Genomic DNA, 25409 nt, shown 5'->3' on the forward strand with positions numbered 1-25409 from the left:
CTTCGCTAAAACGGAAGAGACTTTACACAAAATGTATCCATTGCTCTAGTTAGTTTAACACGTCCCACAGTGTGTTGCAACGAATCTGCTACAGTCGTAATAGTCAGTTTTCTTTTTCCAAAAAGCTGAAAACGCTTGCAAACCAGTCTTCGCAGTCATCGCTATAACAGATGTGGTGCTTGCCAGTTTCGGAGAAGATGAGCTTCTTTTCCGTCGATCCTAACTGCTCGAACAAGTAATGTGCCGAAGTAAACGGTACAATTCCATCTAGTTTCCCTTGCACGATACAAACGGGTGGATTAATTTGTGCATAATATGGTCGCACGAGTTTCGCTACTCGGAGAAATTGCATCGTCGCACGGAGTGGAGTATTTGCCCACTTATATCGATATTGCTTTAACAACGAACTCTCTCTTACTTTCCCATGAAAAACGTCTTTGGCCACTTCTTTCATATCTTGTGCCATTTGCGCGGGAGATATGTATTTTGCTGCTGCGCTTAATAAAACAAGTTTATGGACCGGATAACGCATTGCTAAATACAGCGCAATGAGTCCGCCCATGGAAAAGCCTACTACAATTACTCGATCCACATCACGGCTAAGATTTCGGTATGCCGTTTCCGCTTCCATTAACCAATTTTCCGCATTCCAATTTTTTAATTGAAGAGTGGAGCCGTGACCAGGTAACGTTGGCACTGCAATCGTCCAATCGGTTTTTTCGCGCAAGTAATGTGCGAAAGGCAACACTTCGTATGGTCCACCAGTAAATCCATGAATGCACAAGACACCTGTCGTCACGACTCTCCCTCCTTTTTATGCTTCAATTTGTTCGATGATTTCTTCTAATGCCATTCCTCGAGAACCTTTAAAAATGACCATCGATTGATCAGAAGTTTCTTCTTTTAAAATTTTCGCCATTGCCTTTTTGTCTTCTTCAAACCATCTCACACGTTCCCCGAAAGTAGGCGCTAACTTGGTGAATAAATGCTTCATACGTGGTCCTAGTAAAAGCACTTGGTCAATCGTCTCGGGTGCAATAGAAGATGCTAATTCACCATGAAAAGCCGTTTCATCTTCCCCAAGTTCTAACATATCCCCTAGTACTAGCCATTTTTCATTCCGTAAATTCGAACTAGCAACAAAGTCGATTGCTGCTTTCATGGAAGTAGGAGCCGCGTTATACGCGTCATTGATAAATAGAGCACCTGTGGAAGAAATCATCGGTTGCATACGCATATCCGTTAAAGAAACATTTAAAAACCCTCTCGCAATCTGGTCGGCAGTTAACCCAAGTTTGTCGGCAATTGCGACGGCGAATAAAGCATTTTTCACTTGGTGTTTTCCGTAAACGGGCAATTGAAAGGTTCCTTCTACTAATCCCGATACGTGAAATTCACTTCCACGATCGGTTGCAACAATGGAGGTCGGATAGAGTGTATTTGTTGCGTCATAGCCGATTGCAAGAGTAGGGTTCGTCAAAAACGAATCCACAAACGGTTTCAATAACGGTTCATCACCGTCGTACAAAAGCGTACCGCTTGGTTGTAAGCCATCTACTATCTCAAATTTCGCTTTCGCTATTCCTTCACGAGAACCTAAGTCTTGCATATGCGCTTCTCCGATATTCGTGATAGCCACTAAATGTGGTTCCGCCAAATTCGATAAAAAAGAAATTTCGCCGAAATTGCTCATACCCATTTCTAATACAGCCACTTCTGTGTGCTTATGCAGACCTAAAATCGTTAAAGGTAATCCTAACTGGTTATTGTAATTCCCAATCGTTTTTTGCACACGAAAATAAGGAGATAGTACGCCAGCAACAAAATCCTTTGTGGATGTTTTTCCGTTAGATCCGGTAATCCCAATAAATGTTGCACCATGTTCTGCTCGATATGCTTTAGCCATTTGTTGCAACGCTTTTTCTGTGTTTTCCACCACAATAATTGGCAAATCAGCAGGTGGTTCACCTTCGTCTGTTTGCCATAAAGCTGCAGAAGCTCCTAATTCAAATGCTTTTTGGACATATTGATGTCCATTTGTTTTTTCGCCTTTAAACGGGATAAACAAATCACCCGCTTGGAGAGTCAATGTATTGATGGACACTCCTGTCACGAGAATATCCTCCGCGAATTGTTGCTTGCTATTCAGCCATTTTGCAACGTGCTGTAAACTTTCTTTCACAAATCTTCACCTATTCCATCGTGTAGTTGAGTTGTTGTTTTTCTTCATGTCGTTCAAGTGCCAAGTCAATTAATTGGTTGATCAGTTCAGGATAAGAAACTCCCGTGTGTTGCCATAATAATGGGAACATACTGAACGGCGTAAATCCTGGCATCGTGTTTACTTCATTAATGAGTACTTCATTGGAATCTGTGACAAAAAAATCTGCTCTCACTAATCCAGCACAATCAAGTATTTTAAAAGCTTTCACGGCATCTTCATGTAATTGTTGGAGCACATCTGTTGGTACTTCTGCCGGAATAATCAGTGCGGTATTGCCATCTTTGTACTTCGCTTGATAATCGTAAAAATCTGTAAGAGGTTTTATTTCCCCAGGAACAGAACATTTCGGTTCATCGTTACCTAGAACTGCCACTTCTATCTCACGAGCGGTAATTCCTTGTTCAATAATGATTTTTCGGTCATATTTCAATGCAAGTTCTACTGCTGAGATTAATTCTTCGCGAGAATTCGCTTTACTAATTCCAACACTTGACCCTAAGTTTGCTGGTTTAACGAATACCGGCCAGTGAAGCGTCGCTTCTACCTCGCCAATTTTTTGCTCTTGGTTTTTTTGCCATTCTTTTCGAATGAAATACACGAATGGTACTTGGTTCAAGCCTGCTTGTGCAAACAATTGCTTCATCACGACTTTATCCATCCCTGCTGAAGACGCTAATACACCATTTCCTACATACGGTAAGTTCATGACTTCGAGTAACCCTTGTACTGTTCCGTCTTCTCCGTTTGGACCGTGTAGTAACGGTAAAATGACATCTAAGGAAGCATTTTCTTCTCTTTCTTCCGGTAAGAAGCTTGATATGTCATTCGGTAGAGATTGCCCCATTTCTGAAGTAAACTGTAGGTTGTCGATATTTTTTACAGGTTGAAGAAGTGGTTGCCCTTTTCTCCATTCTCCTTCGTTTGTAATATAGATTGGATAGACGTCGTACTCATCGAAATTGATCGCCTGCGTTACTGCCATTGCGGTTGACAATGACACTTCGTGCTCCGCTGATTTCCCACCATATAATAATCCTAGTCGCTTTTTCATTCGTACCCTCCATTAAGTTGAAAATGCAATCGTCTGATCTGCTTCGGATTGCACAAAATTTTCTAAGTCGTCCCAAATTTCATTGACATACACAAATTCAGATAATGTTCTAATTTCTAATGTAAAATGCACCTGTGGTTTCTCTACCCTATAAATAGAGAAAAATGCTCCTTCTCGAGCAAATTCTTTTATTTCACGCATTTGCTCCGGTGAAATAGTAAACTGGGCTTTCTGCTGTTTTCGCTTCCAAAACAACGGCTTCCCGACTTTCGCCATTTCCCGTTGAAATAGCGACTGGATAAACAGTTCAATTGCTTTCGAATCTCGATAATACACTTTTACTTTTTTCTCTTCTTCATTTGATAAATAAACGAATTGATTGTTTAATTGGAAATAAAAAGGAGATCGAAGTGCTTCCTTTTTATGTCCTAGATACAACAACTCCGCTTGTTCTGGTGGTGTTAGCTGCGCTAATTTCTTTTCTTCCTCAAAATCAATCCAGCATAATTCGATTGGATGATCTTCTAGTTCTTCTAAAAAGTCTTCCATGTCTTCGGAAGTGATGAATTCAAGCTGTGTGTGCATATTATAAGAGCTTTCCTCATATGCCGGCTTGAGAAACAACAAATTAGAAAGTGGCTTCGTGTTTTCTGCAAAATCCTTCATCGTAATTCCCTGTGCTAAAATATATTGCTGTGCTTCGTTAAGATGGAAATAAGCATGGAAAATATAATCATCAAAATCTTTCACACGTTTCGCCATTTTCTTTCCTCCGTTTCCGCTTATATTATAATGCCTGACGAGGAAGAAAGAAACATATTCCCTTTTTGCTCGTCTGTCTATAGACACAAGCTTTTTTCCATGCCGTACGTTATAATGGGTAAGGTTTAAAAGCTAAAAAAGTTAGGTGACTCATTTGGAATCAAACAAAAATTTTACAGATCGTTTCGATTGGACATTAGCATTTATTCTATTGTTATTGTTCATTGTTAGTATATTAGCAATATCATCAGCGCAATCCTCCGGACAATATCCGATTAATTTCATCCCTAGGCAAGCGCTGTGGTATGGAGTTGGCGCAGTTATCATTGCTGGAACTATGTTTTTTGAGCCAGATCAATATAAACGCTTCGCTTGGGTTTTTTATGGAATTGGCATTGGCGTACTTGTTGTCTTAATGCTTTCTCCAAGTGGACAAGGTCAAATAGCAGAACTTCGTAATGGCGCAAAAAGTTGGTTTCATTTACCTGGTGTCGGAAGTATTCAGCCATCCGAATTTATGAAAACATTCTTTATATTAGCGTTAGCACGACTTGTCACAAAGCATCATGATTATTATCCGTTGAAAACGATAAAAACCGATTTCATCTTGCTTGGTAAAATTGCTGCTACAGCCGCTTTACCATTAGCACTCATTTTAAAGCAACCCGATTTAGGAACGTCTCTCGTGTTCATCTCCATTACTGTCGCTATCATAATCGTGAGCGGTATTTCATGGAAAATTATCCTTCCGGTATTTGTTGCAGGTGCTGGCATTGGAGCTAGTCTCCTTTGGATGGCCATTTACATGAAAGATTTCTTAATCAATACGTTCAATTTTGATAAATACCAAATTGCTCGTGTCTATTCTTGGTTAGATCCATATTCGTATTCGTCGAATGAAGGATATAATTTGATTAATGCGATGACTGCCATTGGATCCGGAGAAATAAGCGGTAAAGGATATGGCGGACGAGAAGTTTATGTACCTGAAAATCACACAGATTTTGTTTTCACGGTCATTGGGGAAGAATACGGTTTTATCGGCGCGAGTGTTGTAGTGAGTATTTTCTTCTTACTTATTTATCACTTAACAAAAGTGACACTCCAGCTAAAAGATCCTTTTTCTACATATGTGAGTGCTGGAATCATTGCAATGGTGACATTCCATGTATTTCAAAATATCGGAATGACCATTCAGTTATTACCAATTACAGGAATTCCCCTTCCATTCATTAGTTACGGTGGTAGTTCTCTGATGGGGAATATGCTCGCACTTGGATTAGTTTTTAGTATGAAATTTCACCACCGAACTTATATGTTCAGTTCTGATGATGATGAATAAAAAAAACTCCGATTCGATGGAATCGGAGTTTTTCTTTATCCTTGTGTCGGCGTAGGTTGAGTTGGTGGTGCTAAAGCTTTTAGCATTTCAAGTCTAGATTTTGTCATCGTTACTTTTACACCAACTTTGGAAAGATTCGTGACGATTTTCTTTAAATCCACTTCGTTTGCCATTAAGTCCACCTCACACTTTCTTATATGTATAGGAACGTTTCCGAATGAATGAAGTTACACATTATTTCAATGCGTATAGATATAATACCACGAAAAAGCGCATTTAAATCTTTCAATTATGTTACATATTTTAACCGTTTCTTCACAAACTAAACGTCAAAAAGGAGGTTTTTTTATTGAAAATTAAAGAAAAAATGAGCCGTGATATTGTCACTTGCCAAAAGTCCGATCTCGTTCATGAAATTGCACAAAGTATGCGTGCGCTAGATATTGGCTGTATGCCCGTTGTTGAACGAGGAGAAGTGATTGGAATGATTACGGACCGAGACATTGTTACACGCAGCGTTGCAAAAAATAACAAAGAAAAAGTAGAAGATGTGATGACAAAAGATGTCATTTCTGCACATCCAGACGATTCTATTGAGGAAGCAAGTGCTCTGATGGCAGAACATCGCATTCGCCGTCTACCTGTCATGGAGAACAACCAGTTAGTTGGCTTTCTTTCATTAGCCGACCTAGCTGTACCATCTGAAACAACTAATTATGCTGCAAATGCATTGCACGAAATATCCGAACCACGACACTTATAGAGAACACAATACTTTACTTCTCGCCTATTCGTCTTCTATACTTTTCTCAAACAGAAGAGGAGGTCTCGAAATGGTCGATCACGTAACATTACAAGTGGGTGGCATGACATGTAACCATTGTGTCAATGCAATCGAAAAAAGTGTAGGAAATATTTCAGGCGTCGATAAGGTAGATGTTCATCTGGAGAACGGTACCGTGGACGTAGAGTTTAATAAAACAGTAGTGGAAATGCGTCAAATTACTTCCGCAATTGAAGAACAAGGATATGAAATCGTCGATCAATAGATGGATGGTTCGCATACCATTAGCCTGCACATTCTCCATGAGTGTGCAGGCTTTTTTAATGTCAATGAAGGTGATGAATGTTGTTACACCGTTATCCAGGGAATATCTACACCATTAATGGAATGTTTCTATTTTCGACGAAGAATCTCTAATTCGTACAACTCTTTCCAAGAATTCATACCTTCCGCCTCCTTTATGCTGTCATTGTTTGACTTTCCACATCTTTTGTCATTTCTTCCTGATTCTTTTCTACTTTTTCTAAAACCGTCGATCGAAGTAAAATGCCTACTGTTATAATTAAAGCAATACCAGAACCAATGAGTACCCACTGAGATGGAAAGATGTCATACATAAAGCCGAACAATAACATGCCAGCTGGAATTAATGCTTGTGCCATCGTTTCCATAATGCCAAACACGCGACCTCTAAATTCTTCTTCTATCATTTTCTGCATTAATACACCAAGGGGAGTATTGACAAACGCGAGCGTAATTCCATTCGCCAACATCAAAATCACGAAGAACAGCACCACTCCCAAGTAATTAAATGTGATGAATAGTGGAACAGATACCGCCGCAACAAAAATTCCTATCAACATAATTCCATACTTTCCTACTGCTAGAGGTTGCTTTAATTCTTTTCGCATCGAAAGATAAATCGAACCTAAAATCACTCCAAACGATAATGCACCTTCTGCAATACCAAAATCTCTAGAGTCTAGCTTTAATTGATCCACTAGGACGAAGGAAAAACCGACCATAAAAGCGCCAAATAAGAAGTTAACCGTTAAACCAACACCCATTACTGTCGTTAATAGTTTGTTTTTCTTCAAATAGCTTATTCCTCCTCGCATGTTTTGCACCATTGACTCTTTCACCTCGGACACTTTCTCCACGTTTTTTGTCGAGAATAAATGAAAGTTCATCGTCGATTCCAGTACAACTGCAATCACATAACTGACAATTTGTATGACGAAAAAAGTCGTTATGCTGACTGTTCCGAACAATAACCCGCCAATTGCTGGTCCTGCAATACTTGCCATCGAGACAGACATTTGATTGTAGGACATTGCTTTTTGTAATCTTGGAGGATCTACTAAATTCGCGATGGATGCAGAAAATGCAATACCCGTAAAAGAAGATGTCACGGATAATATAGCTGTCGTCACGTAAATCGCTGGAATCGATAATCCATCTACCATGCTATAAAGAAGCAAGGCAGAAACCGCGAGTGCACTTGCAAGTTGAGCAATAATCACGATCTTCTTTTTCGAAAATTTATCTGATAAGTAACCCGCAAACGGTCCAATGATGGTTCTTGGTAACACACTGAAAATAAGATTCAACGCAAAATTGGTTGCGGATCCTGTCAGTGATAAAATATAAAAGCTCATACCAAATGCGTAAATTTGAGCCCCGAACGTTGAAATCATTTTGCTAATAAAAAAAGTCCATAGGTGATACGTTGCCTTTTTTGTTTTAAGTACAGCATCCATTTTTATTCCTCCGATGAAATGTTTAATTTAATTAAACAAAATATACCATGCGCAAAAATTGATTGCAAATAAAAAGTTTAATATAATTAAACTATGTAGAAAGGCGTGATCGCGTGAATGAATTAGGCGCTCGTATAAAAGCATTACGAAAAGAAAAAAAACTAACACTGGAAATGTTAGCTGGAGATAAAATGTCGAAAGGCATGATGAGTTTAATCGAAAACGGGAAAGCGCAACCTTCCATGGAAAGTCTCCAACACATTGCAAAGCAACTGCAAGTGGAAGTTGCAGAGTTGATCGGTGATGGTCAGGCGAAGTTCCGAAGGGATTTATTGAAGAGAGCGGAAAGCTTGTACGAAACTCCGTCTTCTTACGAGCTTCCAAATTATCTTGGGCTAATTGAGTTAATCCAACCCCATTTAGAAAAATTATCTCTGAACTATGAGTCCGCGAAGCTCGAAGAATATTATGCAAAAGCGTGCTTTCATTTAAAAAAAGAAGAATGGGAAGTGTTTTACTTATCGGCCAAACATAAATATGAAAAACTCCATTTGTATTCTTCCTATGCATCCCTCCTACTCATGCGAGCGATGGTAGAATTCCAATTGCATCATTACGAGGATGCACTTACGTTAGCTATTAAGGAATATGAAAGTTTCGAAGAAAAAACGATTGTTTTAGATCCTATGACAAAATTGGATTACTTGTATATTATCTCTGTACTGAATTCTGCAATCGGTCAGGATGATAAAGCAGACTTATGGATGGAAGAAGCAATTGCCTATGCCATCGAAAAACGAGTTTTCTACCGTATTGATGATTTATATCGTCTGGCATGTTTTCGAGCAATGATGAATGGGGAAGAAGATAAGAGAAGGTATTATATAGAAAAACTTCGTTTATATGCCGACTTCACCGAGAGAAAGGATTCACATGAATATGCACTAATTATGAATGCACATTTCTATACAACGTTTGAAGAAAATCCAGAAATGGCATGGTCGTATTTAGAGAACTTCCCTGAAACAGATGATTCGAATGATTTCTATATGTTAGAAATGGCAAAATATCGGAATTTAACAGGAGAGTATACTACTTCTCTCGAGCTGTTAAAGCAGGTCACGATTTCCTCCAATATCCATCATCCGTATGACTTATCTATGATGTATGATAAATATCGAGTGCAGGCATTGAATGAAATGGGGCTCGGGAACCACGAAAATGCTTTAATGGCCATAGAACAAGGGCTTAAAGCAAATGAAGGTATTCCCGAAACAGTGTATGTAAAAAAATTAATGAAGCTACAAAAAGAAATAGAATCGGAATCACGGTAAGGCAAAAGAAGTTCATCAGTATTTTTAGAAAGCTGGGGGCAACTATGGGAATAAGTATTTGGGGAATTTTCTTCTCCACAATTATCGTATTAAATATATTTTTAGCCGTCGTTCTTATTTTTTTAGAACGTCGGGATGCATCCGCCACATGGGCATGGTTAATGGTGCTATTCTTTATTCCTGTTGTCGGATTCATCATCTATTTATTATTGGGTAGACAACTTCGACGCCGTCACCTTTTCCGCTGGGAAGGAAAGAAAAAAATCGGTATAGAGAAATTAGTCGATTATCAACTAGAAGCCTTAGATGAACATCGACTAGAGTTTCGCGAGAAAGATTCCGAGGCTTTTAAAGATCTTATTTACATGAACTTAAAAAATAATCAAGCCGTCCTGACACAAGATAACGCAGTGAAAATTTTTAATGATGGACGCGAAAAATTTGATTCGCTCATAGAAGATTTAAAGACAGCTAAAGATCACATTCACATCCAATACTATATTTTGCGGATGGACGATCTAGGGAAAGAAATATACGAAGTGCTTCTTACAAAAGCGAAAAACGGCGTAAAAGTACGCGTGTTATATGATGATATGGGTTCCCGCAAAACGAAAAAGCATCACTTTAAAGAATTAATCGCACTAGGTGGAGAAGTAGAATCTTTCTTCCCATCTATTATGCCTTTGATAAACCCTCGGCTAAACTATCGGAACCATCGGAAAATCGTGGTCATTGATGGAAGAATCGGATACATTGGTGGTTTTAATGTCGGGGACGAGTACCTTGGAAAAGATCGGAAATTTGGCTACTGGAGAGACACACACCTTCGGTTGGAGGGCAGCTCCCTACACCCTCTTCAAACTCGATTTATACTTGATTGGAACCAAGCTTCTTCTCATCATTCAATCGAGTACGACGACCGCTACTTCCCTGCGATTCCGCAAAAAGGAAATGTTAGTCTACAAATCGTTTCCAGTGGTCCAGATGAAGAATGGGAACAAATTAAAAACGGCTATTTGAAATTAATTGCGATGGCAAAGAAGTCGATTTATATACAAACACCATATTTTATTCCAGATGCAAGTTTTCTAGACTCGTTGCGAATCGCTTGTCTATCAGGATTAGACGTTCGAATCATGATCCCAAACAAGCCTGATCATATGTTTGTATATTGGGCGACATATTCATACGTTGGTCAACTTCTGCGTGCAGGAGCAAAAGCCTATATTTATGAAAACGGATTTATTCACACAAAAATGATTGTCATTGACGGAGAAGCATCCACCGTCGGTACAGCCAACATTGACGTTCGGAGCTTCAAATTGAATTTTGAAGTGAACGCATTTATTTACGATCATGCAACTTCTAAAGAGTTGGCTGGCTTGTTTGAACAAGACATGAAATTATCCTCCGAGCTCACATACGAACTGTACAAAGATCGGACGAGACTAATTAAAATGAAAGAATCATTTTCACGACTACTATCACCAATTTTATAATTATTTACCCAGTAGGAGCACTTTGCCTACTGGTTTTTTATGGGGTAAGTGGAATTATCTAGGGTCGAATTAGGACACTTTGCGCTGACATTGGGACACTTCCTGCAAACATTGGGACACTTTGCGCTGACATTGGGACACTTTGCGCAATCATTAGGACACTTCACACAAACATTGGGACACTTTCCCCAAACATTGGGACACTTTTCCCAAACATTGGGACACTTTCCCCAAACATTAGGACACTTTGCGCCGACATTGGGACACTTCCTGCAAACATTGTGACACTTTGCGCTGACATTGGGACACTTTGCGCAATCATTAGGACACTTCACACAAACATTGGGACACTTTGCGCAATCATTAGGACACTTCACACAAACATTGGGACACTTTCCCCAAACATTGGGACACTTCACACGAACATTGGGACACTTTGCGCTGACATTGGGACACTTTGCGCTGACATTGGGACACTTTGCGCAATCATTAGGACACTTCACACAAACATTGGGACACCTTTCCCAAAATAAAAAGGCCGGCATCTTGTGCCAGCCTTTTCTTCTTATTGTAAATGTAGATATTCTTCCAGTGTTTGCTTGTTGGTGTATATCGCTGTGGCGATGTCTTTTCCAACATATCGGAAGTGCCACGATTCGTGCATGTATCCTGTTATTTGTTCTTTTCCAGAAGGATATCTCATAATGAATCCGTAGTTATGGGCGTTTGCTGCGACCCATTTTCCTGCAGCTGTTTCCCCGAAGGATGATGATGCCCAGTGTTTTTCCATGTTTTTCTCTCCAATATCAAACGCTAATCCTGTTTGATGTTCAGAGAATCCTGGACGCGCACTGTATCGGTCCGCTGCTGCTTGACCATCTTTTGCGACATATTGTGTATACAACGTTTCTTGGCGGTCATATGATCGGTACGTGCTAAAAGCGACGAGCTCCAATGACTGTAAGCGAGCGGCGGCGGCCATTTCTTCGAATGCTTCGCGAGCGATTTTGCTTTCTCCAGGTGCGTATGTTTTTGGAAGTGGGTATTTTTTATTCGCTACTAAAATTCCATTTACATACGTAGGTTTTGCAGGATATGTGACAGTATCCGAATATCCTGAGTTCGCCCCAGTGCTAGGTGTTGTCGGTTGTTCCACTGGCGTTTCTGGTTGGACAGGTGGCGACGAAGGTTGCTCCGTATTTGGTTGAGATGGTGTAGTTGGTGACGGGTTTTCGTCCGTTTTCGCTGGTTCTTTCGAATCGTCTACCGGTGTGTCCGTTGTTTCTTCTGTAGGTTTATCTTCATTTCCCACGTCTGTCACATCCTCAGGTGCTTCCGTAATCGGAGTTTCGTCCGTAATTTTTTCGTCTGATGGTGTGGTGTTTGACGGTTCATTCGTCATCTTCATCCACGTTGGAGATAGTAACCATGCGCCTAATGCAAGCAGTAAAACAAACGTCACAACTGCTCCGTAGATAAAATATTTATGTTGGTAAAAACGAGATTTCATAATGTATAACGTCCTTCTTTCTACTCTTTAACTAGATTAAGTGTACCATGATTTATAGAAGCTCGACATGTAGCCACTTTTTTTCGTTATACTAGATTTGAATCTTAGTATCCGAGAGGAATTTTTTTAAAAAATGAAATCACAAAAGTGGATGTCCATAAACTTCTTTTTATTTTTCTTTACATGGGGTGTATTTCTCCCTTACTTTACTGGCTGGTTGACAAGCGTAAAAGGCTTAACCATTGCAGAAGCAAGTATTGTGATGGGGAGTGGAATGCTTGCTCGAGCTTTTTCCACCTTCCTCTTATTCCCGATCGCAACAAGCAAAGCTTCTTTGCAAATTGTCATGAGAATTAGTGCAATTTTTTCTCTGATCGTGATGAGCTTGTTTTCATTTGGTGATAGTTTTACGATGTTGCTCGCAATTAGTGTGCTTTTTAGCATTATTTATCCTAATCTGCTTCCCGCAATGGAAAGTAGCGCATCGCTTCTGATGCAACACGAAAAGCTACATTACGGAAAAAGTCGATCATTTGGTTCTTTAGGATATACGATTGCATTATTAACAATCGGGCTATTCGTTAATCTATTTGGGGATGAAGCAATTCTCTGGGTAATGATCGCTGGATTAGCGTTTTTTACGTTCATGCAATTAGTTCAGACTCCTGCCGTCTTAAAGGAAATCCATCGTCCAGACGACGCGAAAGGAACTTCTTCGTTTAAAGAATTATTTACTTCTACATCCTTTGTTACTGTACTCCTACTAGCAATACTTTTACAAGGGGCTCACGCCTCGTATTATAATTTTGGGTACATCTATCTAATAGATTTACAGGTTAGCGGTATTGTCATTGGTATCATTTTAAATATTGCCGTTGTTTTTGAAATATTCTTTTTCATGTTTGCCGATCGATTATTACGGAAAACATCCATTTCTTCTATGTTTCTGCTAGCTGCAATAGGATCCACTTTACGTTGGATCGTTATATTTTTCTTCCCTACCATTTTTGCGTTCGTCTTGTCTCAGCTACTGCATATGGTCTCGTTTGGTTTAGCTCATTATGCATTTATTCAATTTATTACCAAAAGATTAGACCGACATCTTATCGCAACGGCTCAAGGATTGTACGCAGCCCTTGCCATGAGTTTGAGCACGGCGATTTTAACTTTTGCTGGAGGATATTTGTATGATATTTCGCCAGGCTATGCTTTTCTAGGTATGACAATATGTACGATTCCTGCAATTGGGATTGTTTTATTTACAAAGAAAAAATGGGATTAAGTTTATACTACCCTCATAAAACGATTTCTCTAGTCGAATAAATGAGTAATTATTCGATAAGGAGCGTGTGAAGATGTCACGTATTTCAAAATTCGAAGTGTTATTGTTGATGAAACAATTAGATACCTTACTAGAAACGCGCAAAGAAGATCGCGCTAAAGATATGAAACAACCAAAAAAACGTGGGGCTCAATAAGAGCTCCACGTTTTTTTATAGGATAATTAAGAGTAAAACAAGAAAAAGGAGGACAAAAAACGAGGACATTCCCCACATCCATTTGGATTCTTTTGAAAATCCTTTTTCCTTCAATGAAATAGCACGGTAGCCATTTGTTAGTGCAAATAATAAGGTAAATCCTAAAACCGCGACGACTAAATCCCCTTTTATCAAAAAGACAAAAGAAATTACACTTAGAATTCCCATGGCAAGTAGTACGATGAGAATTCGTTTGTTCGCTATGTGCTTCATTTTGTGGTTGTTTCTACCGCTTTTTCAGGATGATGGGAATAAAATCTTCTTCCCAAATACGTTTGGAAAATAAGTAATAACCCACCTACAGTCCAATACAACGGAAGTGCTGCCATCGATGTATACGAGATAAACATAATCATAATTGGCGATAAGTAAATGAAAAACTTCATTTGTTGTTTTTGTTGTTCTGGAACGGTCCAAAGTGAAACTCTTGCTTGTACAAAATATACTGCTCCAGCAATTAACATCATAATGAAATCTGGAGAACCTAAGTTATACCATAAGAATTCATGGGATTGTACGTCAGGAGAATGAGAAATTGCGAAATATAGTCCCATTACAATTGGCATTTGGACAATCATTGGTAAACAACCCATATTTAGTGGATTGACGTTATGTTTTTTATAAAGTCCCATCATTTCTTGTTGGTACTTCATTTGTTCTTCTTTGTCTTTCGCTGCTTTTAATTTCTTTTGAATTTCTTCCATTTCAGGTTTCATTGCATCCATTTTCACTTTCATGCCTTGCTGATTTTTATAGTTCTTCAGCATAAACGGCATTAAGATTAGACGAATGATAATGGTAATCGCAATAATTGCTAAACCATAACTTCCCCCGAAGAGTTCACCAAAATAATTGATGAGCCAGTCCATTGGACGAACAAACGTAGAATAGAAAAATCCTTCTTTATTTTCAACAGCGGAACAGCCTGTTAATACTAAGCTGGCCATAATAATCGTCGATAATACTAGTAATCTTTTTTTCAATGTAGTCACCTTCACTTTTTCAAACTATAGAAAAGTATAACGCATAAGGAATTGTGATTACAAATTTAGATAAAAAAAGAGTCCATTTAAATGGACTCTTTTAGACATTCATCGGTAAGGAGAAGCGGAAATACTCGTGCTCCTTATGGTCTCGGAACTGTTTTGGTGTGACATTTGTATATTTCTTGAATATTCGTGTGAAGTAGCTTTGATTACAGAAATGGTATTGTTTTGAGATATCCGAGATACTTTTGCTCGTATGACGTAAGTAATATTGTGACTCTTCTACTCGACGAACATTTAAATATTCAACTAACGTAATTCCCACGTGTTCTCTGAAAATACGGGAAAGATGACTCGTGCTAACTTGGAAATTTTTCGCAATATCTTCGACAGAAAGCTCCGTTTCCACTTCATCATTTATGAAGAGGATTACTTTATTCACCGTTTGGTGACTAAAAGAAGGCTGTTTCCGTTCTGCAATCGTTTGAATGAAAAAGTCGATTAAATCATCCGCAAATTGAAGAAAAGATGCATCTGTCATATAGTTCTCAATCATATCGACACATGCCGTGTTAAAAGCATATGCTTTTTTTGGAGGAACTTGATTTTCATACAACTTTCTAGACATGACGGAAGAAAGGATTGCAAAATACTGTCTTACTTCTTTAATCGTTTGTTTTCCAGCACGAATTGTTATGAGATCAATAATTTGGCGAAGCGTATTTTTCGCTTGGTCCGATTCTAAATGATGCACTTGGTAAATTAGCTGGTTTTCCAATTCAAAAAAGTGTTCATAGCCCTCATATTTTGCAATGTTTTCGATTTCCGTGACAAATCGTTTCGCAATCGATTCGCTGCCAGAAATGTGAAGATCCTGCATAATTTCACCGTCTCTCTTCTCTATACGTTATAGTACGTATTTTGCTCTTTTATTAACTATATAACGAAACTGCCTCTATGAAAATAGTTTTATGCTTATTTTCGGCAAATATTATCGTTTATTTCAAATGGCTTCAATAGACTTATGTTTTCGACATTTTCTGTCAATTATATAGCGCATTTAGATACGTATTTTTCTTTCTTAATCGTCTGCTAACGGGACTAATACTTCTAAATGTTTTGGTAAAATACTAATTTCTATCGGTGTTTCTCCTTTATCATCTCCATCGAGATTACAAATCATAGGCGTTTCTGTCTCAATTCGTACCACTTTTGACTTGAATGCGATAACATCTTGATCCTCTTCTAATTTTCCTCGGAGAATAGCAGCACCCATTCTCGCAAAGGCAGCCAAGCCTGTTTGTTTTATGATGAAAACATGTAAATAACCATCGTCCGTTTCTGCATGTGGAGCTAATTTTTCAAACCCACCTACAGAATTAGTTAGTGCGACAAGTGTAATTACTGCCTTCCCTTTCCATGTGCCACCGTCATGAATGATGGTAAGTTCTTTCTCATCGTTTGCCGTTAATGCTTTCACACCTTCTACCATATACGCTAATGCACCAAGTTTTGTTTTTTGTTCTACGGATACACTTGATACGCTTTCCGCTACTGCACCTACCGCCAGTATATTCATAAAGTAATTATTTTCAACTTTTGCAATATCTACTTTTTTTGCCCGTGACTTTTCCAACATTTCAATCGAATCCCCTGGTTCTAATGGGATTCCTAGCGCTCTCGCAAAATCATTCACAGTTCCAAGAGGAACGAAGGAAAATACTGGTCGATTTTCTTCTTCTGCAAGTCCGTTTACTGCTTCGTTAATCGTTCCATCTCCGCCCATAGCAGTTACTAGATCATATGTACCATCACAAGCCTGTTTGGCAAATTTGGTTGCGTCCCCTTCCCCTTCGGTTTCTTTCAAAACGACTTCGTAGCCTAAAGAGGTTAGTTTATCTAACGTTCTTTTTTTAAACGTAGATGCTAACTCTTTACCAGAAGAAGGATTTAGTATAAACATTGCTTTTTTCATTATTTTTCCCTCCATTCGCTCAAAAAGGAAGCCTACTCTAATTAGAGTGAGCTTCCTTGACGTTCCTATTTACTATCCCGTTATAGCTGTTCATCTGGCGTTTCAGAAGATTCGATTGCCGCTTCTTTTTTCGGCTTTTTGCCTTTTTTGTCTTGCACTTCTTCATTGTAATATTGCACGCTTGTCATCGCGCCTTCATCTACCATATTGTTATCATCTAAATCATATGGATCCGAAAAACCTTTTTTCGTCATATCTGATTTCGTATTGTGTTGGGATTCCATATAAGAATTCAATTTAGTTTTTGTATTATTAAATGCTACCATCGCTTTATCGCGATTCTCTTTTTTACTGAAATACGCGTATGCACCTGCTGCTAAACCTGCTAATAATAATGAACGTCCTGTACCTTTAGCCATTCTCTCTACCTCCGAAATAGATCATTTATTTTTATTCATATTGTATTGATACCCTTCGCAAGCAAAGTTAACACCTTTTTTTATATCATTTTCGTGACAAAATTATTTCCTTACCATATCCACATGCGGGATTCCATCTTCATCGTATACATCAGATATTGGTGTAAATCCAAATGCACCGTAAAAATGTTGCAAGTGAGCTTGAGCCTGTAATTGGATAGAGACATTCGAATGATCTTGCCCACAAACTTCTAGGCATTTTTCCATTAATTTTTTTGCCCAGCCTTGTTGTCGATATTTTTTCACGACAATCACTCGACCTATTGAAGTGTATTCATATTTAGTTCCTGCAGGTAAAATTCGCGCATAACAAATAATGTCGTTATTTTCTTCAAAGAAAATATGTCGTGCATCTTGATCATGATCATCTAATTCTGGGTATGGACATTTCTGTTCGACTACAAATATATTCACTCTATTTTTTAAGATGGTATATAATTCTTCCTTCGATAATGAATCAAAAGTCTCAATTCTCCACATATCTTTCTTCCCCCATTCATCCCTATTATTCCATAGTAGTAGCCGTTTTGAGAAATATTTGATATGATGGCAAAAAGCAATCGGGGTGAAATGATTTGATTCGAGCAATGATTGAAAGCGATATTCCAGCTGTCCAAGATATTGCCAAAACGAGCTGGAACGATACGTATGAAAATATTATTCCGTTAGAAGTACAAACTCGTTTTTTAGAACGAAATTATTCAGTCCCAATGATGCAAAAGCGACTTGAAAAAACGATGATTTATGTGGCAGTACACAACGACCAGATAATCGGATTTGCCAATTTTACAAAAGTAGATGAAGATGGCGATGCAGAGTTAACTGCCATTTATTTACTACCTGACTATCAAAAAATGGGATATGGTAAGCAGCTGTTAAACGTAGGTTTGTCATCGCTGAAATCTGCTAGCCAACTATTTGTCTATGTAGAATGTGAAAATAAAAAAGGACGATCCTTTTACGAGAACAACCAATTTACTCTTCTAGAAGAGTTTGAGGAAGTCTTCGATGGACATCCTCTTTATACAGCAAAATATGTGTATTACGTAAAAGAACCTGTCTCCGCTTATTAACGGAGACAGGTTCTTTCGTTGTTATATTCGATTTATTTTCGATACTCGTCACGATTCACAGTAGTGTTTTCTTCATTCACGCCATCGTTATACAATCCACTTTCATTTCGAAGTGGAGGTGTTTCTTCGTTGCGTGTTGGCTCTACATATTCTTCTCTACGAGTAACAGTGTCATCCATATAACGTTCATCTTTGCGATACACTGGTTCTTCGACGACTCGTTCTCGGGAATACGTGTCATAGTACTGATCCTCTACACGCGCTTTTCTTACAAAACACATAATGGCTGCAATATATAACAAAATTGGTGCGAGAAGAATGATACCTGAAAAAAGACCTGCTAAAATGAATAAAAATCCTGCTGATTTCGGGCTACGATTTTTTGTCGCTTTGGCAATTCCTAAAAGACTTAAAATAATACTAATAGCTAGCAATACAATTAATACCCATCCAACTACTCCAAATACATTTCCGAATAATTCAAGTCCTTGTTGAATTTCCGCTTCAGATAAGGTTGGGTCAGCCGTCTGAAGTTGTGCAGACATTTCCTGATTGAACTCATCCACGTTCATAGACTGCGTTCCTAATACTCCCAATAGAAGCAACCCGAGTACAAGCATGTTTAAAATTGTTGCGATGACACTTAAAGCTACTTCACCTGTCCTATTTACCATAAAAATCTCTCCTATTCTTTCATCATATTCTCATACTTCCCTTCATAAAATTTTATTAAACATGTTTAAAAGATGAGAGGATGGGTATTTTATGAGTAACAACAATTCGAGAGGAGCAGATGAGGATATGAAAAACAAAGAGGTAGTATTCAGCCAAGGAGATTTCTTCTATACAATGTTTGGAGCATCTGTAATGACTGGTATTTTGTTTATTTTCACTATGATGTAAGGAGACCATTACATGAACATATTTGTTCCATATTAAAAGGCAATCCATCTACTAACTCAGTAGGGATTGCCTTTATTTTTATGCTTTTAGATCATCATATTCGTTGTATCGATTAAATGCCGTGACTACATAAGAGCAAACCGCTTCCATTTTATAGCCATTTTCTTTTGCATACGTTGCTGCCTCATCTAATAATTGTTTGGCAACGCCTTGACCACGTAAAGATGGAGATACAAATGTATGATCCATTACCATGATATCGCCTAACTGGGTCCACGTGATTTCCCCAAGTGTTTGGCCATCTTTCTCATAAACATATGCAAATACATCTTGTCCTTTTTCTTCAAACGTAAATTCCATTCCATTCACGCTCCTTTTTTTCATCATACATTACTTCCCATCCAAAGTTAAAGGACGAAGCACTTTTTCAATCTCTGCTCGTTTTGGTTCTAAAAACGGAGGTAATGCTAATCTTTCTCCTAGCGATTCCAAAGGTTCGTCACTGGAAAAGCCTGGTTCATCCGTTGCGAGCTCATATAAAATTCCGTTAGGCTCACGGAAATAAATCGATTTAAAATAATAGCGGTCTACTTTTCCGGATGTTTCAAACCCTTCTTTTTCAAGCAGCTCTAACCATTTGTCGTATTCTTCCATTGTTTTGACGCGAAATGCCACATGATGCACACTTCCTCTACCAGGACGCTCTGGAGGCAAATCGGGTCGAACTTCAACGTGTACTTCCCCTGCCGGTCCACCTTCTCCAGTTGAAAATACATGAATTTTTCCGGAATTTTCACTAACTCCGCTTTCATACGTGCCGACTTTTTCAAATTTTAAAATAGACGTTAATACTCTTTCTGTAGGCACTAGATGACGGACTGTTAGTGTAACAGGACCTAAGCCGACGATTGCAAATTCTGCTGGTATATCTTCCGTTTCCCATGCTGTACCATACGGGATTCCCTCTCCATTATCCACCACTAGCATTAGTCTAGAACCTTCTTCATCTTCAAAATACAGCGTGCTTCTACCAAACCGTTCTTCAATTGCATTGTGCGTAACACCTAATTGATCAAATCGTTTTGCCCAGAAATGAAGTGCCTCGTTACTTTTCACACGGAATCCAGTGTTGCTAATACTAGATACTCCAGGATAGGTGCGACCAGCATGTGGTATATCAAAATACGTCATATCCGTTCCAGGCGTTCCTAATGCATCTGCATAAAAAAGATGATAGGAAGAAGGATTATCTTGGTTCACCGTTTTTTTCACTAAACGCATTCCTAATATTCTCGTAAAAAAATCATGGTTTTTCTCCGCACTTGCCGTAATTCCTGATACGTGATGAATACCTTCTAGTCTCATTACGTGACCTCCGCTCTAAAATATCTTGAATTCGAGATATTTAAATCATACCATTTTTTTACTATCCCCTCAAGTAATGCCCCTTTTGCATTTACTTAAGATGAAGAAAATTGAATTCATGTAAATTCTACTTAGATACTTTCTAAAAAAATGTAAACCCTACTTTCTTTACTAATATGGGAATAACGAAACTGCCTTTATCCTATCCTCCAATAATTAGACTCAACGCTCTTCCTACACTTTTCTAACTCCATAGAAAAACACCGCAACAATAGTTGCGATGCTCTATTTCCCTTATTTGAACAATGATTTCAATGAATCTGCTAAGGATTGAAAGAAATCTTTTACTTTTTGCCAGAAACCTTCATTATCTGCAATATCACCGATAATCCCATCAATTGTGGACGATAAGTCCGAAAGCTGATCAGACCATTTACTGAAATCGATGTCTAGTTGACGAATACGATCCATTAAATCAATCAGTAATTGACGATCTTCTGGACTTAACTCAATTTGTAACCGATCTAATTGATCTGTGACGATTTTTTCCACTTCTTCTTTGGAAGCTGGATTTTTCTCGGCAATATCTTTCTTAATCTCCGTTAGAAGTTCACTTACTTTTGCTTCGTCAATCCCGGCTTCATTCGCCAAAATAGTGGCAACAGAAAGTTCATCGTTTGCAACATCGGTGCGTTCAGGATCTAGTTTTTCACCTGAAACCTCGTATGCTTTATAAATTCCGACAAGTGCAGAATGTCCAGTCACTTTTTTCGGTGCCGCTACCTCAACTACCGCATTTTCAATCCCTGCTGTAAGCATAGCATTGGCATACATTTCAGAAGTTACTTGTGTGATATTTTCTTCCGTCACAATATCAATCACAAGTCCTTTCCCTTCGTCCTTGCGCGTAATTTTGGCAGAGGAATACATATTAGCAGAAGCATCTCCGTCTTGAATATAGGTAACTAAATCGTCTCCATCTACTTCAATTTCTTTTACTTCTGCTTCATCTTCGACACTTAAACTTTTTTTGACACTTTCTTTTTCACTGTCAGATAAATCGGCACCGTATACAACGATCGGTGGTCCAAATTTTTCATTTACACCTTCACTAGAAGATGAGCCGGTACTAGCGAACGCACTTGTTGGAATAACCAATAAAGATAATGCGATCATCGCCGCCATTTTTACTTGCTTCTGAATCAAGAGAATTCCTCCTTATTTCATCAACGTCCAGCCATCTTGTTGCATGATTTTTCCGTCCTTCATCAATTTCCCTAAAGCGCGTTTAAACGCAGCTTTACTTAATTGGAACATCTCGAAAATCTCATCTGGAGAGGATTTGTCGGTAAACGGCATCTTTCCTCCCACTTCTTGCAAGTAACGCCAGATCGTTTCTGCATCGTCACCTAAACGCTCTTGCTTACGTGGCATCATCGAACCATTCAGTGAGCCATCTTCTTTTACTCCAATAATTCGAATTTCTACTTCTTCTCCTAAACGTGGCTCCGCTTTTTGTTCTGTATAATGAACGAAAATTCGGTATCCTTGCGGTTGAGACAGGAAAAAAGAACCTACTGGTAGTAATCGGTAAGCACGTGCTTTTAAGTTCTCATTAAATACAGACGTTGGAGCTTCTACAAAGGATTCCATCACTTTATCTTCTGTTACAAGGCGTCCGAACAAATCACCATTTCGATCCGTGCGAAGAGACATATATAGTTCATCACCTGGATGCGGCCACAACTCGATCAATTTAGGCAAATCTTCCCCTTTTACAACTACTTCACGAGAAGTTCCAACATCGACCATTATGCCGTCTTTTCCAATATTCTTAATGACTTTAGCCCATCCATATTTCTCTTTTGTAATGGTAGGTAGTAACGTTGTAGCGGCTAATTCCCCACGACGATCCATATAGAGGAAGACAGATAATGTGTCCCCTACCTCTAAATCTTCGGGCGCCTCTGAAAAATTAATCGAAAACTCCCATCTACTTGCTTGCACCATCCATTTAGATGTTTGCTTTTCTTTTACCGTAACTTCGATTATTTCTCCTGCTTGAATTGTTGACATGGTAGATTCCAACTTTCTACTTTTCTTCTTGTCGTTCTTTTACCTCTTCTAGCTTTTGTGTAAACTCCGGATTTTCCTCCAACACTTGGATTAAATCGGCAATGCGATCAATGGAATTCCAACTTAAATGATGTTCAATTCCTTCTACATCTTCGTAAATCTTTTCCTCATGCACGCCAATTAAACGTAAAAATTGCTCGAGCAGGTCATGACGTTTTACTAACCGTTTTCCTAACTTCAATCCTTTTGGCGTTAACATCAATCCTCTATAACGTTCGTACACTAAATAACCATCTTTATCTAATTTTTGTACCATTTTGGTGACAGAAGAAGGTAAGACATTTAACGAAGCTGCAATGTCAGAAACTCTCGCATATCCTTTTTGATCTATTAATAAATAGATTTGTTCAATATGATCTTCCATACTTGGCGTCGGCATTCATTTCCCTACTTTCTAGCACTTAATGTTTCGGATATTTACTCACAACATGGATCGCACGGATGATTCGTTTATTAATCCATTCTAAATTCTCTTTTGTATTTAATTGTTCATACGCAGCTTCGCGTCCAAACGAAGAAGTAACGTAATGGCTAGGAACTGAATTTAACGTTAACGCCATTATGTCAGCTTCACATTTCGGGCATTTACAAATCATTTGATATTCAGAGCCGCGCATTAATACCATGACCAAGCTTCGAACGATCTCTTCCATGACATTTACTAAAATAGGTTTTTCCAAAAGAACTCGCTTCTTTCTATTATTTTTTACATACATGTTTTGTTTAAAAAACAATAGGGTACATTTTGAATATCAAAGCACTAGCAGAAAGGAGGCAACAACGTGGGCAGATTATTATGGTTAGTTATCGTCGTATTAGTTGTTTTATGGTTACTTGGACTTGTATTTAAAATTGGTGGCGGTTTAATCCATTTATTGTTAGTAATTGCTGTCATCGTGATTATTTTCAACCTACTAACTGGTAGGAAGCGGCTATAAGGAAAGGGATGTCCGAAAAACGGGCATCCCTTTTTTCTATTCTTTTATTTTAGCATAAATACACATATCTGTGATGTGTGTTCGATCTGCCGATAAGGCATCACCGCGTAAAATACCTTCCAATGTGAATCCTAACCGTTCTGCCACCGCTCGACTGCGGACATTATCTGTCTCACAGCGCAGTGCTAGTCGGCGAATTCCCCAATCTTCAAAAGCAATGCGGCTTAAAAAGTCGACTGCTTCCGTCATATATCCTTTGCCTTCAAAACGATAATCTAACCAGTAGTGAATCGACATTTTTTTTACTTCCCAATCGATTTCATAAAAATCGACGGTGCCTATAAAAGTAGAAGAATCTTTTTCAAACAAATGAAAACGGAGCTGCTTCTGCTGTTCAAAAAGCGTTGCAGCTTCTCGAATATTTCTCTCCGTTTGATCTAATGTCGGCGGATCTTGTGCAAAGCGTAGCCATGGTTTTAATTGTTCTATAGACGTCGAAATACTTTCCCACACGTCTCTACTATCTTCGCTTCTTGGAGAATGCATGCTCAATCGTTTCGAATGGAGCTCTTTATTTATCAAAACAGGCTGTATGGATGTCGCTTCTTGCACTTCCACTACATACGGATTTTCATCATTCCAAATTACTGGTGTTGTCTTTCCAGAAAGAAAATCTTCTCTCGTCATCCCATATGTGATCGAATCATATAATTTATCTTCTTTTGGGGAATACCAAGATTTTCGCAAATGGGCTTCTTTCACAAAACCTGCCCGTTCAAATGTTTTTCGCATCGCAAAATTGTCCTGCCTTGTATGTCCTTCGATTCGAATTTTATTTTCCGGCAATGAAAACACATAGGTTGCGATTAACTTCAGCGCTTGCGGACCATATCCTTTCCCGCGGAACGCCTCTGCGATTCGCAAGTCAAATACGGGGATATCATCTTGCAAATCGAATAACTTTACCATTCCAACTTTTTGCGAATCCTCTTCGAGCCAAAAGGTTTTCACCTCATCTGACTCATATCCACCTTCTTCGATTGTTTTCTCAATAATTTCACGAGCAGGTGTTGAATTGCCATGAAACGGCCAATTATTCGTCGTCATAAAATGGATAAGCAACTCTTGCTCTTCCATTGTCCATTCTTGTAACTTCATGTTTTTCCCCTCCACTTCAAATCTAATAGTTTCTTCGCTATCTTGCAAACGGTTTTATGAAATGAAAAGAGGAATTTCTCACGAAAATAGGGAATAGAATGTATAAGTGAAGAAGGAGGTAGCATCATGTATAAAAAAATACTAGTTGCAGTAGATGGTTCTGATCACTCAAAACGCGCTGCAACACATGCAGTGTATTTGGCTGAGCATACAGAAGGGAGTCACGTCACACTTCTCTATGTTCTCGACTACGATAAAACATTGGCACCACATCTACAACAAATGACGAGTGATGACCTCCACGAGGATCGTAAAAGTAAAATCGAACCGATTCGGTCTCTTTTTATTGACAAAGGCGTTCAGTGCGACATCCGCTTATTGCACGGAGAGGCTGGACCAGTCATCGTCGAGCATGCCAACAAAGAATCCTACGACGTTGTGGTCATTGGCAGTAGAGGGTTAAATACATTACAGGAAATGGTGCTCGGCAGTGTGAGTCACAAAGTGGCCAAACGCGTCCATGCTCCTGTTTTATTAATAAAATAAGAAATCTATGTAAGCATTCGTGCGCGAAATATCGAATGGATGCTAC

The 25409-nt window shown here is 38.7% G+C and carries 32 protein-coding genes; 11 read left to right on the forward strand and 21 right to left on the reverse strand.

Going from position 1 to position 25409, the window contains the following annotated elements; all coding sequences use genetic code 11:
- Positions 1-103: 103 nt before the first annotated feature.
- Genes D3873_RS11200 through D3873_RS11215 form a run of 4 tightly spaced genes read right to left on the reverse strand, consistent with a single transcriptional unit; the run spans position 104 to position 4037 of the window.
- Positions 104-799: an alpha/beta hydrolase gene (locus D3873_RS11200; protein WP_119884088.1), complete on the reverse strand. Its 696-nt coding sequence runs from the start codon at positions 797-799 to the stop codon at positions 104-106.
- A 15-nt stretch (positions 800-814) separates the two neighbouring features.
- Positions 815-2182, reverse strand: a complete 1368-nt coding sequence (locus D3873_RS11205; protein WP_119884089.1) for a UDP-N-acetylmuramoyl-tripeptide--D-alanyl-D-alanine ligase — start codon at positions 2180-2182, stop codon at positions 815-817.
- Positions 2183-2192: 10 nt separating this feature from the next.
- Positions 2193-3275, reverse strand: a complete 1083-nt coding sequence (locus tag D3873_RS11210) for a D-alanine--D-alanine ligase (RefSeq protein ID WP_119884090.1) — start codon at positions 3273-3275, stop codon at positions 2193-2195.
- A gap of 12 nt (positions 3276-3287) precedes the next feature.
- Complete coding sequence (locus D3873_RS11215; protein ID WP_119884091.1) at positions 3288-4037, reverse strand: hypothetical protein; 750 nt, start codon at positions 4035-4037, stop codon at positions 3288-3290.
- Between the two features lie 154 nt (positions 4038-4191).
- Between D3873_RS11215 and D3873_RS11220 the strand changes: the two genes are divergently transcribed.
- Positions 4192-5379: an FtsW/RodA/SpoVE family cell cycle protein gene (locus tag D3873_RS11220; protein ID WP_119884092.1), complete on the forward strand. Its 1188-nt coding sequence runs from the start codon at positions 4192-4194 to the stop codon at positions 5377-5379.
- 35 nt (positions 5380-5414) lie between these two features.
- On the opposite strand, the gene D3873_RS13465 is transcribed toward D3873_RS11220, so the two are convergent.
- Positions 5415-5552: an Lmo0850 family protein gene (locus D3873_RS13465; protein ID WP_162920189.1), complete on the reverse strand. Its 138-nt coding sequence runs from the start codon at positions 5550-5552 to the stop codon at positions 5415-5417.
- Between the two features lie 176 nt (positions 5553-5728).
- On the opposite strand from D3873_RS13465, the gene D3873_RS11225 reads away from it, so the two are divergent.
- Both D3873_RS11225 and copZ read left to right on the forward strand, forming a co-directional pair.
- Complete coding sequence (locus D3873_RS11225) at positions 5729-6142, forward strand: CBS domain-containing protein (protein WP_119884093.1); 414 nt, start codon at positions 5729-5731, stop codon at positions 6140-6142.
- 70 nt (positions 6143-6212) lie between these two features.
- Entirely contained in the window at positions 6213-6428 is a 216-nt protein-coding gene (gene copZ / locus D3873_RS11230; RefSeq protein ID WP_119884094.1) for a copper chaperone CopZ, read from the forward strand.
- A gap of 193 nt (positions 6429-6621) precedes the next feature.
- Here copZ and D3873_RS11235 read toward each other — a convergent pair whose 3' ends face one another.
- Positions 6622-7923: an MFS transporter gene (locus D3873_RS11235; RefSeq protein ID WP_119884095.1), complete on the reverse strand. Its 1302-nt coding sequence runs from the start codon at positions 7921-7923 to the stop codon at positions 6622-6624.
- A 113-nt stretch (positions 7924-8036) separates the two neighbouring features.
- Between D3873_RS11235 and D3873_RS11240 the strand changes: the two genes are divergently transcribed.
- A complete protein-coding gene (locus tag D3873_RS11240; protein ID WP_119884096.1) occupies positions 8037-9257 on the forward strand; it encodes a helix-turn-helix domain-containing protein in 1221 nt (406 codons plus the stop codon).
- A 44-nt stretch (positions 9258-9301) separates the two neighbouring features.
- Entirely contained in the window at positions 9302-10756 is a 1455-nt protein-coding gene (gene cls, locus D3873_RS11245) for a cardiolipin synthase (protein WP_119884097.1), read from the forward strand.
- A gap of 565 nt (positions 10757-11321) precedes the next feature.
- Here cls and D3873_RS11250 read toward each other — a convergent pair.
- On the reverse strand, positions 11322-12266 hold the full coding sequence (locus D3873_RS11250; RefSeq protein WP_238473777.1) for a M15 family metallopeptidase: 945 nt from the start codon (positions 12264-12266) through the stop codon (positions 11322-11324).
- A gap of 133 nt (positions 12267-12399) precedes the next feature.
- On the opposite strand from D3873_RS11250, the gene D3873_RS11255 reads away from it, so the two are divergent.
- Both D3873_RS11255 and D3873_RS13645 read left to right on the forward strand, forming a co-directional pair.
- Positions 12400-13548: a 3-phenylpropionate MFS transporter gene (locus tag D3873_RS11255; RefSeq protein ID WP_119884098.1), complete on the forward strand. Its 1149-nt coding sequence runs from the start codon at positions 12400-12402 to the stop codon at positions 13546-13548.
- 73 nt (positions 13549-13621) lie between these two features.
- Positions 13622-13744 carry a hypothetical protein gene (locus D3873_RS13645; RefSeq protein ID WP_274379951.1) on the forward strand — a complete coding sequence of 41 codons (123 nt, stop codon included), beginning with the start codon at positions 13622-13624 and terminating at the stop codon, positions 13742-13744.
- A gap of 15 nt (positions 13745-13759) precedes the next feature.
- Here the strand turns inward: D3873_RS13645 and D3873_RS11260 are convergent, their stop codons facing one another.
- The 6 genes from D3873_RS11260 to D3873_RS11285 all read right to left on the reverse strand — a co-directional run bounded on the left by D3873_RS11260 (position 13760) and on the right by D3873_RS11285 (position 17724).
- On the reverse strand, positions 13760-14017 hold the full coding sequence (locus D3873_RS11260) for a hypothetical protein (protein ID WP_119884099.1): 258 nt from the start codon (positions 14015-14017) through the stop codon (positions 13760-13762).
- On the reverse strand, positions 14014-14751 hold the full coding sequence (gene yidC, locus D3873_RS11265; RefSeq protein WP_162920218.1) for a membrane protein insertase YidC: 738 nt from the start codon (positions 14749-14751) through the stop codon (positions 14014-14016). Before yidC ends, D3873_RS11260 begins: the two co-directional genes overlap by 4 nt.
- A gap of 136 nt (positions 14752-14887) precedes the next feature.
- Positions 14888-15670, reverse strand: coding sequence for an AraC family transcriptional regulator (locus D3873_RS11270; RefSeq protein ID WP_119884101.1), 783 nt, complete (start codon positions 15668-15670; stop codon positions 14888-14890).
- Between the two features lie 201 nt (positions 15671-15871).
- Positions 15872-16765, reverse strand: coding sequence for a diacylglycerol/lipid kinase family protein (locus D3873_RS11275; protein ID WP_119884102.1), 894 nt, complete (start codon positions 16763-16765; stop codon positions 15872-15874).
- Positions 16766-16845: 80 nt separating this feature from the next.
- The gene (locus D3873_RS11280; protein ID WP_238473778.1) at positions 16846-17184 is read right to left on the reverse strand and encodes a hypothetical protein; all 339 of its coding nucleotides are present in this window, start codon (positions 17182-17184) and stop codon (positions 16846-16848) included.
- Positions 17185-17286: 102 nt separating this feature from the next.
- Positions 17287-17724 (reverse strand): GNAT family N-acetyltransferase, encoded by a 438-nt coding sequence (locus D3873_RS11285; protein ID WP_119884103.1) that lies wholly within the window; start codon positions 17722-17724, stop codon positions 17287-17289.
- Between the two features lie 95 nt (positions 17725-17819).
- On the opposite strand from D3873_RS11285, the gene D3873_RS11290 reads away from it, so the two are divergent.
- Positions 17820-18317 (forward strand): GNAT family N-acetyltransferase, encoded by a 498-nt coding sequence (locus D3873_RS11290; RefSeq protein ID WP_119884104.1) that lies wholly within the window; start codon positions 17820-17822, stop codon positions 18315-18317.
- A gap of 32 nt (positions 18318-18349) precedes the next feature.
- On the opposite strand, the gene D3873_RS11295 is transcribed toward D3873_RS11290, so the two are convergent.
- The gene (locus D3873_RS11295; RefSeq protein WP_119884105.1) at positions 18350-18991 is read right to left on the reverse strand and encodes a DUF4064 domain-containing protein; all 642 of its coding nucleotides are present in this window, start codon (positions 18989-18991) and stop codon (positions 18350-18352) included.
- A 91-nt stretch (positions 18992-19082) separates the two neighbouring features.
- On the opposite strand from D3873_RS11295, the gene D3873_RS13470 reads away from it, so the two are divergent.
- A complete protein-coding gene (locus D3873_RS13470; RefSeq protein ID WP_162920089.1) occupies positions 19083-19220 on the forward strand; it encodes a hypothetical protein in 138 nt (45 codons plus the stop codon).
- Between the two features lie 78 nt (positions 19221-19298).
- Here the strand turns inward: D3873_RS13470 and D3873_RS11300 are convergent, their stop codons facing one another.
- The 6 genes from D3873_RS11300 to D3873_RS11325 form a co-directional block, all read right to left on the reverse strand.
- The gene (locus D3873_RS11300) at positions 19299-19580 is read right to left on the reverse strand and encodes a GNAT family N-acetyltransferase (protein WP_119884106.1); all 282 of its coding nucleotides are present in this window, start codon (positions 19578-19580) and stop codon (positions 19299-19301) included.
- Between the two features lie 30 nt (positions 19581-19610).
- Positions 19611-20585 carry a ring-cleaving dioxygenase gene (locus tag D3873_RS11305; protein ID WP_119884107.1) on the reverse strand — a complete coding sequence of 325 codons (975 nt, stop codon included), beginning with the start codon at positions 20583-20585 and terminating at the stop codon, positions 19611-19613.
- 294 nt (positions 20586-20879) lie between these two features.
- Positions 20880-21761, reverse strand: a complete 882-nt coding sequence (locus D3873_RS11310) for a DUF1002 domain-containing protein (protein ID WP_420799004.1) — start codon at positions 21759-21761, stop codon at positions 20880-20882.
- Between the two features lie 42 nt (positions 21762-21803).
- A complete protein-coding gene (locus D3873_RS11315) occupies positions 21804-22661 on the reverse strand; it encodes a CvfB family protein (protein WP_119884108.1) in 858 nt (285 codons plus the stop codon).
- A 16-nt stretch (positions 22662-22677) separates the two neighbouring features.
- Positions 22678-23100: a transcriptional regulator MntR gene (mntR, locus tag D3873_RS11320; RefSeq protein ID WP_119884109.1), complete on the reverse strand. Its 423-nt coding sequence runs from the start codon at positions 23098-23100 to the stop codon at positions 22678-22680.
- A 22-nt stretch (positions 23101-23122) separates the two neighbouring features.
- A complete protein-coding gene (locus D3873_RS11325; RefSeq protein ID WP_238473779.1) occupies positions 23123-23401 on the reverse strand; it encodes a late competence development ComFB family protein in 279 nt (92 codons plus the stop codon).
- Between the two features lie 102 nt (positions 23402-23503).
- Here D3873_RS11325 and D3873_RS11330 point away from each other — a divergent pair, with 102 nt between their 5' ends.
- A complete protein-coding gene (locus D3873_RS11330; RefSeq protein ID WP_119884110.1) occupies positions 23504-23659 on the forward strand; it encodes a lmo0937 family membrane protein in 156 nt (51 codons plus the stop codon).
- 36 nt (positions 23660-23695) lie between these two features.
- Here D3873_RS11330 and D3873_RS11335 read toward each other — a convergent pair whose 3' ends face one another.
- Positions 23696-24817 carry a GNAT family N-acetyltransferase gene (locus D3873_RS11335; protein WP_119884111.1) on the reverse strand — a complete coding sequence of 374 codons (1122 nt, stop codon included), beginning with the start codon at positions 24815-24817 and terminating at the stop codon, positions 23696-23698.
- A gap of 126 nt (positions 24818-24943) precedes the next feature.
- Here D3873_RS11335 and D3873_RS11340 point away from each other — a divergent pair, with 126 nt between their 5' ends.
- Positions 24944-25363 (forward strand): universal stress protein, encoded by a 420-nt coding sequence (locus tag D3873_RS11340; RefSeq protein ID WP_119884112.1) that lies wholly within the window; start codon positions 24944-24946, stop codon positions 25361-25363.
- The last annotated feature ends 46 nt before the right edge of the window (positions 25364-25409 follow it).

The sequence above is a fragment of the Paenisporosarcina cavernae genome, from assembly GCF_003595195.1.
Classification (GTDB): domain Bacteria; phylum Bacillota; class Bacilli; order Bacillales_A; family Planococcaceae; genus Paenisporosarcina; species Paenisporosarcina cavernae.